This is a genomic window from Streptomyces sp. LN549, assembly GCF_043203805.1.
Taxonomy (GTDB): domain Bacteria; phylum Actinomycetota; class Actinomycetes; order Streptomycetales; family Streptomycetaceae; genus Streptomyces.
The window spans coordinates 6,084,708-6,096,375 of record NZ_JAZHRI010000002.1; the positions used below are offsets into that span (position 1 = coordinate 6,084,708).

The 11,668-nt window shown below is 71.9% G+C and carries 10 protein-coding genes; 4 read left to right on the forward strand and 6 right to left on the reverse strand.

The genetic code is table 11. The annotated features are described in order from the left end of the window. The first annotated feature begins 125 nt into the window (after positions 1–125). Positions 126–1,151 carry an ATP-dependent 6-phosphofructokinase gene (locus SH922_RS27765; protein WP_393060555.1) on the forward strand — a complete coding sequence of 342 codons (1,026 nt, stop codon included), beginning with the start codon at positions 126–128 and terminating at the stop codon, positions 1,149–1,151. Positions 1,152–1,421: 270 nt separating this feature from the next. Here the strand turns inward: SH922_RS27765 and SH922_RS27770 are convergent, their stop codons facing one another. From SH922_RS27770 to SH922_RS27780, 3 genes are all read right to left on the reverse strand, one after another. Next, complete coding sequence (locus SH922_RS27770; RefSeq protein ID WP_393063711.1) at positions 1,422–2,045, reverse strand: helix-turn-helix domain-containing protein; 624 nt, start codon at positions 2,043–2,045, stop codon at positions 1,422–1,424. A gap of 171 nt (positions 2,046–2,216) precedes the next feature. After that, on the reverse strand, positions 2,217–2,891 hold the full coding sequence (locus SH922_RS27775; protein ID WP_393063712.1) for a response regulator: 675 nt from the start codon (positions 2,889–2,891) through the stop codon (positions 2,217–2,219). A 5-nt stretch (positions 2,892–2,896) separates the two neighbouring features. Beyond that, positions 2,897–4,573, reverse strand: a complete 1,677-nt coding sequence (locus SH922_RS27780; RefSeq protein WP_393060557.1) for an ATP-binding protein — start codon at positions 4,571–4,573, stop codon at positions 2,897–2,899. Between the two features lie 164 nt (positions 4,574–4,737). On the opposite strand from SH922_RS27780, the gene SH922_RS27785 reads away from it, so the two are divergent. The 3 genes from SH922_RS27785 to trxA all read left to right on the forward strand — a co-directional run bounded on the left by SH922_RS27785 (position 4,738) and on the right by trxA (position 6,984). Beyond that, entirely contained in the window at positions 4,738–6,099 is a 1,362-nt protein-coding gene (locus tag SH922_RS27785; protein WP_393060559.1) for a cation:dicarboxylate symporter family transporter, read from the forward strand. Between the two features lie 112 nt (positions 6,100–6,211). Beyond that, the gene (locus SH922_RS27790) at positions 6,212–6,643 is read left to right on the forward strand and encodes a MerR family transcriptional regulator (protein WP_393060561.1); all 432 of its coding nucleotides are present in this window, start codon (positions 6,212–6,214) and stop codon (positions 6,641–6,643) included. After that, on the forward strand, positions 6,640–6,984 hold the full coding sequence (trxA, locus tag SH922_RS27795; RefSeq protein ID WP_393060563.1) for a thioredoxin: 345 nt from the start codon (positions 6,640–6,642) through the stop codon (positions 6,982–6,984). The genes SH922_RS27790 and trxA overlap by 4 nt, the downstream gene beginning before the upstream one ends. A 51-nt stretch (positions 6,985–7,035) precedes the next feature. On the opposite strand, the gene SH922_RS27800 is transcribed toward trxA, so the two are convergent. The 3 genes from SH922_RS27800 to SH922_RS27810 form a co-directional block, all read right to left on the reverse strand. After that, positions 7,036–7,524, reverse strand: a complete 489-nt coding sequence (locus SH922_RS27800) for a GNAT family N-acetyltransferase (RefSeq protein ID WP_393060565.1) — start codon at positions 7,522–7,524, stop codon at positions 7,036–7,038. 150 nt (positions 7,525–7,674) lie between these two features. Further along, the gene (gene glgB, locus SH922_RS27805) at positions 7,675–10,113 is read right to left on the reverse strand and encodes a 1,4-alpha-glucan branching enzyme (protein WP_393060567.1); all 2,439 of its coding nucleotides are present in this window, start codon (positions 10,111–10,113) and stop codon (positions 7,675–7,677) included. 94 nt (positions 10,114–10,207) lie between these two features. Further along, positions 10,208–11,602, reverse strand: coding sequence for a maltokinase (locus SH922_RS27810; RefSeq protein WP_393060569.1), 1,395 nt, complete (start codon positions 11,600–11,602; stop codon positions 10,208–10,210). Between the last annotated feature and the right edge of the window lie 66 nt (positions 11,603–11,668).

An 11,668-nucleotide genomic window follows, 5' to 3' on the forward strand; every position in this document is an offset into this window, starting at 1 on the left:
GCCGAAAGCGCGAGGTACGGACCTGACGTGGGACAATCGTCGCGACTCACGGTACGGGGGATCACGCCGTTGCCCCCGGCCCGTACGGCTTACGACGGGCCCCAGCGAGCAGGAGATACAGCACGATGCGCATCGGAGTTCTCACCGCAGGCGGCGACTGCCCAGGCCTGAACGCAGTGATCCGCTCGGTCGTGCACCGTGCCGTTGTGGGGCACGGAGACGAGGTCATCGGGTTCGAGGACGGGTTCAAGGGCCTCCTCGACGGTCACTTCCGCCCCCTCGATCTCAACGCGGTGAGCGGCATCCTCGCCCGCGGCGGAACCATCCTCGGCTCCGCCCGCCTGGAGCGTGACCGGCTGCGCGAAGCGGCGGAGAACTGCGCCGAGCTGAGTCGCCGTTACGGCATGGACGCACTGATCCCGATCGGCGGCGAGGGCACCCTCACGGCCGCCCGGATGCTGTCGGACGCGGGCATGCCCGTCGTCGGCGTCCCGAAGACCATCGACAACGACATCTCGGCCACCGACCGCACTTTCGGCTTCGACACCGCGGTGGGCGTCGCCACCGAGGCCATAGACCGGCTGAAGACCACCGCCGAGTCCCACCAGCGCGTGATGGTCGTCGAGGTCATGGGCCGCCACGCGGGCTGGATCGCGCTGGAGTCCGGCATGGCCGGCGGTGCGCACGGCATCTGTCTGCCCGAGCGGCCGTTCCAGGTCGAGGACCTCGTCAAGATGGTCGAGGAACGCTTCGCGCGCGGCAAGAAGTTCGCGGTCATCTGCGTCGCCGAGGGCGCGCACCCGGCCGAGGGCTCCATGCCGTACGCCAAGGGCGCGATCGACCAGTTCGGCCACGAGCGCTTCCAGGGCATCGGCAACCGCCTCGCCGTCGAGCTGGAGACCCGCCTCGGCAAGGAGGCCCGGCCGGTCATCCTCGGCCATGTGCAGCGCGGCGGCACGCCGACCGCGTACGACCGGGTGCTCGCCACCCGCTTCGGCTGGCACGCGGTGGAGGCGGCGCACCGCGGTGACTTCGGCCGGATGACTGCCCTGCGCGGCAACGACATCGAGATGGTGCCGCTGGCCGACGCGGTCACTCGGCTCAAGACGGTGCCCCTGGACCGGATGCACGAGGCCGAATCGGTCTTCTGAGCCGGTACCGGCGCGTGGCGTGACCAACGGGCCCCGACCGGCCTCGTGGACGGCCGGGGCCCGTCCTGGACGGAAGACGCCGCGTCGGGCTGTGGCTCGCGGAAGCGCGACGTCAGGACCCGGACATGGCTGGGCTCAGCTTTCAGCAGAAGCCCGAGCCGTCAACGGCATCCGGGCGCGCGCTTTCGCGGCGCCGGGCCCGGACCGGCGCGGACGGCGGCCGGCGCCTGACACCTCCCGCCCCGCCGGGCAGCGTGCGGCCCCGGGCACCTACGCCTCCGCCGTCTCCCAGAACCGCTCCACGATCCCCGCCAGGAACGCCCGGCCGGCTTCCCCGGTCGCACCGGCCGGCTCCGTGCCCGTGCTGCTCCAGCTGAGCGTGGACGCCATCAGCGCCTGGTAGTCCGAGTGCAGTCGCTCCAGCATCTCCTGGAGCAGTGACCGGTCCACCGGCGCGAGCTTCGACACCGGCCTGACGTAAGCCTGCCAACGGGTCGTCACCGAACTGCGCAGCAGCTCGGCCAGTTCCTCGTCCCGCCCGCAGGCCGTCACGAATCCGGCGGCGTTGAGTCCCAGCGCCTCGATGAGGGCCGCGGACTGGCGCTCGTTGCCCCGCCAGCGGCCCGACTCCTCCATCCGCAGATACGAGGGCACGGACATGGACACCTGCCCCGCCAGCTCGTCCACGGTCAGCTCCCGGGCGATCCGGTGCTCGCGGAGCGTCCGGGCGTCGGTGAGGAGTTCGCCCGGAGCGCACCACAACACACCGGCCAGCGCCGTGAGTTCGTAATCGGTCGGCCGGGCGAGTCCGCGCTCCCAGCCGACGACCGTCTCGGCGCTGATCCGGAGGCCGTACTGGGCGCCGAGGCCGTAGGCGACATGGCCCGGAGCCATCCCCAGGGCCTCGCGCAGTCTGCGCGCGGCGGGGGCGTTGAAAGGCGGGGTGGGGTGCACGGCCCCACCGTAGGAGGCCGGAGGGCATATGACTACGGTGTGTTCGCCCGAGACCACGGCTCGTAGGAACGTCCAGGCCGGGCGGCCCTTCCGGGGCACCGCGGACCCCGCTCAGCGCCCCTCGGCCAGCCATCGGTAGTGCAGCTCCGGGCGCCCGATCTGCCCGTACTGCGGACTGCGCACCGCCCGCCCCGCCGTCACCAGGTGCTCCAGATAACGACGCGCGGTGATGCGGGAGATGCCGAGCTCCAGCCCGGCCGCCGCCGCCGTCACGCCGTCCGGGGCCGCACGCAGCACACGGGTCACCGCCTCCAGGGTCGGGCTGCTGAGGCCCTTGGGCAGGCGGGCGGGCTGCGGGGTGCGCAGGGTGGCCAGGGCGCGGTCCACCTCGTCCTGGCCGCTCGCCTCGCCGGCCGTGGACCGGAACTCGGCGTAGCGGACGAGCCGGTCGCGCAACGTGGCGAAGGTGAAGGGCTTCAGCACGTACTGGACGACGCCGAGCGAGACCCCCTCGCGGACCACGGCCAGATCGCGCGCCGAGGTCACCGCGATCACATCGGCCGCGTGCCCGGCGGCCCGCAGCGCACGCAGCAGCTGGAGACCGTGGCCGTCGGGCAGGTACAGATCGAGGAGCAGCAGATCGACCGGTACGCGGTCCAGTGCCCGCACCGCCTCGGCCCGGGTGTGCGCGACGGCCGCCACGGAGAAGCCCGGGACGCGGTCCACGTACAGCTGATGGGCGTCGGCGGCGACGGGGTCGTCCTCGACGACCAGCACCTGGATCACGGGATTCACAGGGCCGCCTCCTTCTGCGCGCCGCTGCCCCGCGGCAGCGGCAGCCGTACCGTGAACTCCGCGCCGCCGTCCGGTCCCTGCTCCAGTACCACGGCCCCGCCGTTGCGGTGTGCGGCCTGCCGGACGAGTGCCAGGCCTAGCCCGCGGCCGGCGCCGTGGGTCGACCAGCCGCGGCGGAACACCTCCGCGGCGTCGGCCGGTCCGACGCCCGCCCCGTTGTCGGCGACACGCAGCAGGAGCTCCCCGTCGCCGGCGAGTGCGGTGACCGTGACCCGGGCGCGGGCCGGCCGGGGGCCCGTGCGCTGGACGGGGACGCCGCCTCCGTCGGCACCGGGGGTGCCCGCCACCGACTCCGACGCGGCGTCCACCGCGTTGTCGATCAGGTTGCCGAGGATGGTCACCAGGTCGCGCTGCGGCAGCGTCGCGGGCAGGGCACCGTCGTCGATCAGGCTGTCGTCCGCCAGCACCAGCTCCACCCCGCGCTCGTTCGCCTGCGCCGCCTTGCCGAGCAGCAGCGCCGCCAGCACCGGTTCGGCGACCGCGTCCACGACCCGGTCGGTGAGGACCTGGGCCAGCTCCAGCTCCGCCGTGGCGAAGCCGACCGCTTCCTGCTCCCGGCCCAGCTCGATCAGCGAGACCACCGTGTGCAGCCGGTTCGCCGCCTCGTGCGCCTGCGAGCGCAGCGCCTGGGTGAACCCGCGCTCGGAGTCCAGCTCGCCGGAAAGGGCCTGGAGCTCCGTGTGATCGCGCAGGGTGACGACGGTGCCGCGCCGCTCCCCGCCCACCACCGGACGGGTGTTCACCACGATCACCCGGTCCGCCGTCAGATGCACCTCGTCGACCCGCTCCTCGGAGGCGAGCAGGGCCCCCGTCAGCGGGGCCGGCAGGTCGAGTTCGGCGACCCGGCGCCCGACCGTGCCGGGAGCCAGCCCCAGCAGCTCGCGGCCCGCGTCGTTGATCAGGGCGATCCTGCGCTGCCCGTCCAGCATCAGCAGCCCCTCGCGCACCGCGTGCAGGGTGGCCTCGTGGTAGTCGTGCATCCGGCTCAGCTCGGCGGCGTTCATCCCGTGGGTGTGCCGCCGCAGCCGGGCGTTGATCACGTACGTGCCGAGACCGCCGAGCGCCAGTGCCGCGCCCGCCGCGAGCCCCAGCGCGCCCAGCTGCGCCCGCACCTGCGAGGAGACCCGCTCGACCGTGATGCCCGCACTGACGAGGCCGACGATCCTGCCGCCGTCCCGGATCGGCGTGACGACCCGTATCGAGGGGCCGAGCGTGCCGGTGTACGTCTCCGAGAAGGTCTCACCGCGCAGGGCCCGCGCGGTGTGCCCGAGGAAGGTCTCGCCGATCCGCTCGGCGTCCGGGTGCGTCCAGCGGACCCGGTGCGGATCCATGATGGTGACGAAGGTGATCCCGGTGTCCTTGCGGACCTGCTCCGCGTACGGCTGAAGCACGGCCGACGGGTCCGGGGTGCGGATCGCCTCCCGTACCGACGGCGAACCGGCGATCGCCAGCGCGGCCGCCCGCACCTGCCGGGTCGCCGTCTCCTTGGCCTGGCCGCTGCCGGAGACGTACGCGAAGAACGCGCACCCCGCCACCACGGCCGCGACCAGCACCACCTGCATGGCGAAGAGCTGGCCCGCCAGGCTGCGCGGGCGGGTACGGGGAAAGCGCATGGCCACAGTCTGCCTGTCCGAAAACCCAAGAGGGGCCGGCCATCGGGGGCCGGCCCCTCTTGTGAACGAAATGCACGCAAGGGTGACCGGCATCACAGGGGGCGGGATAGTCGCCGGGGCCCCCAGGGACGGGGGAGGGACAAGAACGAGCCGAGGAGACCCCCGTGGGAGTGGCCGCCGCCAAGCGGGACCGTACGAAGTATCTGTATCTCGCCGTGATCGCTGCGGTGGGGCTGGGCATCCTGGTGGGCCTCGTCGCTCCGGACGCCGCCGTCGAGCTCAAGCCGATCGGGACCGGCTTCGTCAACCTCATCAAGATGATGATCTCGCCGATCATCTTCTGCACGATCGTGCTGGGAGTCGGCTCCGTACGCAAGGCAGCCAAGGTCGGCGCCGTCGGCGGTCTTGCCCTCGGCTACTTCCTGGTGATGTCGACCGTGGCCCTGGCCATCGGCCTGGTCGTCGGGAACATCCTGGAGCCCGGCTCCAGCCTCCACCTGACCGAGGCGACCCGCGCCGCGGGTGAGGCGCAGGCGGGGGACAGCGAGTCCACCGCGGACTTCCTGCTCGGCATCATCCCCACCACCATCGTGTCGGCCTTCACCGAGGGCGAGGTCCTGCAGACCCTGCTCATCGCCCTGCTCGCGGGGTTCGCGCTCCAGGCCTTGGGCTCGGCCGGCGAGCCGGTCCTGCGCGGCATCGGCCACATCCAGCGCCTGGTCTTCCGCATCCTCGCCATGATCATGTGGGTGGCCCCGGTCGGCGCGTTCGGCGCCATGGCCGCGGTGGTCGGCGAGACCGGCGTGGACGCGCTGAAGTCCCTCGCGGTCATCATGATCGGCTTCTACATCACCTGCGCGCTCTTCGTCTTCGTGATCCTGGGCACGATCCTGCGCCTGGTGGCCGGGGTCAACATCTTCTCCCTGCTGAAGTACCTGGGCCGGGAGTTCCTGCTCATCCTCTCCACCTCCTCGTCCGAGTCGGCCCTGCCCCGGCTGATCGCGAAGATGGAGCACATGGGCGTCAGCAAGCCCGTCGTCGGCATCACCGTGCCGACCGGCTACTCCTTCAACCTCGACGGCACTGCGATCTACCTCACGATGGCCTCGCTCTTCATCGCCAACGCGACGGGTGACCCGCTGAGCATCGGCGAGCAGATCTCGCTGCTGGTCTTCATGGTGATCGCCTCGAAGGGTGCGGCGGGCGTCACCGGCGCCGGACTGGCCACCCTCGCGGGAGGCCTCCAGTCGCACCGCCCCGAGCTGGTGGACGGCGTCGGCCTGATCGTCGGCATCGACCGCTTCATGAGCGAGGCCCGCGCCCTCACGAACTTCGCGGGCAACGCGGTGGCCACGGTCCTCGTCGGTACCTGGACCAGGGAGATCGACCGCGAGCGGGTGGACCGGGTCCTCTCCGGAGCGCTTCCGTTCGACGAGAAGATGATCACGGACGAGGGTCCCGCCGAGCCGTACGTCCCCGAGGCCAGGGACGGCGGCGAGGAGCAGCCCTCGCTCGCGAAGGTGTAACGCGTTGCCGATGCGGCCGGTACGGGATTCCCGTACCGGCCGCATCCGTGTGTCCGTCCGTGTGTCCGTCCGCCCTTGCCTTGACGCCGACGTCAAGGATTACCGTCGAGACATGCGAATCGGGGAACTGGCCGAACGCGCCGGAACGACGACACGGACGCTGCGGTACTACGAGTCACGGGGCCTGCTGCCCGCACGCCGTGCGGACAACGGCTACCGCACCTACGACGAGGGGGACCTGCGCCTGATCCAGCAGATCCGGACCCTTCAGGACTTCGGGTTCGACCTGGAGGAGACCCGGCCCTTCGTCGACTGTCTGCGCGCCGGCCATCCGGCGGGCGACTCCTGCCCGGCGTCGCTCGCCGTCTACCGGCGCAAGCTCGGCGAGCTGGACGCGCTCATCGGCCAGTTGCAGTCGGTCCGCACGGAGGTGGGCGCCCAGCTGGCCCGCGCCGAGATCGAGGCCTCCGCCGAGCTGCCGGGCGGGCCCGAACCACGATGTGAACTGAGACCGGTCGGTCTGAACTGGGAGGACGAAAGATGATCCACGCAGATGGTGTCGCCGAGGTCACCGACACGACGTTCGACGCGGAGGTCCTGGCAGCCGGTCTGCCGGTCCTGGTCGAATTCACCGCCGACTGGTGCGGCCCCTGCCGTCAGCTGGCTCCGGTGCTCGGCGCGATCGCCGGGGAACAGGCCGGCCGGCTCAAGGTGGTGCAGATCGACGTGGACCACAACCCGGAGATCACGGGCCGCTACGCGGTGCTGTCGATGCCGACCCTGATGGTCTTCCAGGACGGCGAACCGGTGAAGTCGATGGTGGGCGCCCGCCCCAAGCGGCGGCTGCTCCAGGAACTGGAGGACGTGCTGCCGACGGCGGTCTGAGAAAGCCGGACACACCCGCGCCTGCGGGAGCGGACCGGATCGGGGCAGCCGTCAGGAGAGTTCCTTCCGCATCAACGTGCACATCGTCTCGTGGCGGCGCAACGATCCATCGGGGGCCTGCTCGTCCCACGAATCCGGCTCGCGGTCGTACGCGACATAGCCCAGCCGTTCGTACAGAGCGCGCGCCCGGGGGTTGCTCTCCTCCACGGCCAGCTCGGCGCGGAGCAGACCGCGGTTCCTGATCCGCTGTTCCGCGGCTTCGACCAGGAACGCGCCGATCCCGCACGACTGCAACGCGGGGTGGACCGCCAGCTGCCAGAGAGTGCCTGCGCCCTCCTTGACCTGGTAGTCGACGCCGCCCTTCGCCACGGGAATGTCCGTTGCGGGGCAGACCGCGAGGTAGTCGACCTCACCGGTCCGGACACGTTCCAACTGCTGGGCGACACCGGTCAGATGGTGGTCGGACCCTGACCATCCGCACGACGCCAGGTCCGCATGCACCAAATCGCGGACCGTCAGCTTCAGCACCACATCGATCATTTTCCGTACCTCCGGCAAGCCAGCATCCACGCCGAACGCACGGGGCGCAAAGCTGTTTCCCTGCCGGAAGAGGCCGTCGGGCGAGCGGGGGCGCGGCCGGCGGGAGCACACCTCGCCCCCGCCGGCCCCGGTCCCGCTTGCGCAGCCCGGTCAGGCCGGCCGCAGCCACACCGTCGCCAGCGGCGGGAGCGTCAGCGTGATGCTGGTGTCCCTGCCGTGCGCCGCCACCGCCTCCGGCTTCAGCGGTTCCTCGTTGCGCACATCGCTGCCGCCGTACCGCAGTTCGTCCGTGTTCAGGACCTCCACCCAGGCCTCCGGCCCGTCCGGCACCCCGATGCGGTAGTCGTGCCGCACCACCGGGGAGAAGTGGGAGACGGCGATCAGTGGTGATCCGTCCGCGTCGTAGCGCACGAACGCGAAGGCGTTGTCCTCCGCGGCGCCGCCGTCGATCCAGCTGAAGCCCTCCGGGACGGTGTCGCGCTGCCAGAGCGCGGGCGTCGCCCCGTACACCGTGTTCAGATCGCTGACCAGCGTCCGCACGCCCCGGTGATCGCTCTCCGCCGCGTACGACGGGTCGAGCAGCCACCAGTCCGGGCCGTGCCCCTCCGACCACTCCGCACCCTGGGCGAACTCCTGCCCCATGAAGATGAGCTGCTTGCCGGGGTGGGCCCACATGAAGCCGAGATAGGCGCGGTGGTTGGCGCGCTGCTGCCACCAGTCGCCGGGCATCTTGCTGACGAGCGACCTCTTGCCGTGCACGACCTCGTCGTGCGAGATCGGCAGGACGTAGTTCTCGCTGTACGCGTACACCATCGAGAAGGTCATCTCGTTGTGGTGGTACTTGCGGTGCACCGGTTCCTTCGACACGTACTCCAGCGAGTCGTGCATCCAGCCCATGTTCCACTTCAGCCCGAAGCCGAGACCGCCGAAACCGCCGGGGCCCACATGATGGGTGGCGCGGGTGACGCCGTCCCAGGCGGTGGACTCCTCCGCGATGGTGACGACACCGGGGTTGCGCCGGTAGACGGTGGCGTTCATCTCCTGGAGGAAGGCGACGGCGTCCAGGTTCTCCCGGCCGCCGTGCTCGTTCGGGGACCACTCCCCGTCCTCGCGCGAGTAGTCGAGGTAGAGCATCGAGGCGACCGCGTCGACCCGCAGCCCGTCGATGTGGAACTCCTCGCACCAGTAAGTGGCGTTGGAGACCAGGAAGTTGCGCACCTCGGTGCGGCCGTAGTCGAATTCGAGCGTTCCCCAGTCGGGATGGGCTGCCCGCTGCGGGTCCGAGTGCTCGTACAGCGGGCGGCCGTCGAACTCGGCGAGTGCCCAGTCGTCGCGCGGGAAGTGCGCGGGCACCCAGTCGACGATGACGCCGATCCCGGCGCCGTGCAGGGCGTCGACCAGGAAGCGGAAGTCGTCCGGTGAACCCATCCGGGACGTGGGGGCGTAGAAGCCGGTGACCTGATAGCCCCAGGAGCCGCCGAAGGGATGCTCGGAGACCGGCATCAGCTCCACGTGGGTGAAGCCCAGATCGCGTACGTACGCGGGGAGTTGCTCGGCGAGCTGGCGGTAGGTCAGCCCCGGCCGCCAGGACGGCAGGTGGACCTCGTAGACCGAGAGCGGCGCCTCGTGCACGGGTACGTCCCCGCGGTGGGCCATCCACTCCTGGTCCTGCCAGACGTGGTGCGCGGCCGTCACGACCGAGGCGTTGGACGGCGGGACCTCGGCATGCCGGGCCATCGGGTCGGCGCGCAGCGTGTGCGAGCCGTCCGGGCGGCAGATGTCGAACTTGTACAGAGCCCCCTCCCCGATCGCCGGCAGGAACAGCTCCCACACCCCGGTGGAGCCGAGCGAACGCATCGGGAAGCCGGTGCCGTCCCAGTAGTTGAAGTCCCCGCTGACCCGCACCCCGCGGGCGTTGGGCGCCCACACCGTGAACCGGGTGCCGGTGACGCCCTGGTGCTCCATCGTCCGGGCACCGAGCGCGGTCCACAGCTCCTCGTGGCGGCCCTCGCCGATCAGATGCAGATCGAGATCGCCGAGCGCGGGCAGGAAGCGGTACGGATCGTGGATCTCGATCTCGTTGTCGTCGTAGGCCACCAGAAGCCGGTACTCGGGAACCGCGGGCATCGGCAGCAGCCCGGAGAAGAAGCCGTCGCCGTCGTCGAGCAGCTGGGCCCGCAGCCCCTTGGCGAGCACGGTGACCGAGCGGGCGAACGGGCGCAGCGCCCGGAAGGTGACCCCGCCGCGGATCTGGTGGGCGCCGAGCAGCTCGTGCGGGGCGTGGTGCTCACCCGCCAGGAGCCGTGCCCGGTCCCCGTCGTCGAGCGCGCGGGCCGGGCGGACCCCCTGCCCGCCTGCGCGGCGGGGACGCGGTGGGGCCGCCGTCCGCTTCGCCCGCTTGGCGGGTGCGGCTGCGGGGGCGGCGGGCGGCGCGTCCGCCTCCACCGGTGCGAGGGTCCCGGTGGCCGGGCCGGCGGCGGCGTCCGCGTGCTCGGCGGAGGCCGCGGAGAGAGGGGCCGCGGAGAGGGGGGCGTCGGTGGTGGGCTGGGCGGGATCGGACGCGTTGCGGGACGGCTTGCGGGCGGTCACAGGGACAGCCTCCTCGGAGGGTGTGGGTGGGGCGGGGCGGGCGGAAGGGGGTCTGGCGGGCCGGATGGCGCGGTACGGGAGGGCGCTTGCCGCGTCAGTCGGCGTCGGCCGCCAGGCGGTGGATGGCCGCCATCGGGACCGGCAGCCAGTCCGGCCGGTGGCGGGCCTCGTACAGCACTTCGTAGACCGCCTTGTCGGTCTCGTGGGCGCGCAGCAGCTCCGGCTCCTCCCGGGGGTCGACGCCCGCGGTCTGCGCGTAGCCGTCGCAGTAGGCGGTCCGGCAGCGCGCCGCCCATGCGGCGTTCCAGGGCCGGTGCGAGCGGGCCGCGTAGTCGAAGGAGCGGAGCATTCCGGCGATGTCGCGCACCGGTGGCTGAGGGCTGCGGCGCTCCGGGAGCGGGCGGGCCGGTTCGCCCTCGAAGTCGATCAGTGACCAGAAACCGTCGGTCCCGCGCAGGGTCTGGCCGAGGTGGAGGTCGCCGTGTACCCGTTGGGCGGCCCAGCCCTGGCCCCGGTGGCCCAGTGCGGTCACGGCGTCGAAGGTGGCGCGCAGTCCGGGTACGTACGGCACCAGCTCGGGCACCGCGTGGGCGGCCGCCTCCAGCCGCCGCACCATGGCGGCGGCCAGCTGGTCGGTCTGGGAGCGGTGCAGGGACGGTGTGGGCAGGGCCGCGGCGAGGGCGGTGTGTACCTCGGCGGTGGCCCGGCCCAGGGCGTGGGCCTCGCGCGTGAAGTCGTCGCCTGCCGCCAGTGCCTGCAGGGCGAGCTGCCAGCCGTCCTGGGCGCCCGGCAGGAACGGCTGGAGCACGCCGAGCGTGAGACGTTCCGGTGCGGCGGCCTCGAACCAGGCGACGGGTGCGGGGACGCGTCCGCATCCCTCACGGGCGAGCGCGAGTGGCAGTTCCAGATCGGGGTTGGTGCCGGGGAACACCCGGCGGAAGATCTTGAGGATGTAGGAGTCGCCGTACACGAGTGAGGAGTTGGACTGCTCGGTGTCCAGCACTCGGGGGGTGAGCCCGTCGGGGATCGGCTCCGCTCCCCGGCCGAAGCGCAGGCCGCCGAGCCCGCCGGGCGTCCGCAGCCGCTCCAGCAGCAGGGAGGCGAGGCGGGGGTCGTGCAGCCCGTCGTAGACGGTGCGGCCGGCCAGCGGCCCGTCCGTCACATGACCCATGAGGGCGGGCGCCAGCCGCGAAGGCAGCGTGGACCGCACACCGAGCAACAACTGGTAGCAGTCCGGGGGCGGCTGGGCCGGCATCGTGGGCTGATGGGCCCTCACCAGAAGGTGGAGGAGCCCCGGCCCGGTTTCGGCCGCGCCGGAGTCCACCGGCAGTATCTCGGTCGCCGAGACGAGCGAGAAGGCGGTGATGGGTCGCCCCTTGCCCGCGAACCACCGCTGCCGGGGCAGCCATTCGTGCAGCAGCGGTCCGAGAGACGGGAGCAGGGCTGTGCTGTTCGCCAGGGTGACCTGAGCGGATGCAGCCTCCGACATGGCATCGCGTCCTTTCCCCGGGCACACCACAGGATGCGAAGAGTGTCCCGGATTGCGGCTTTGGCT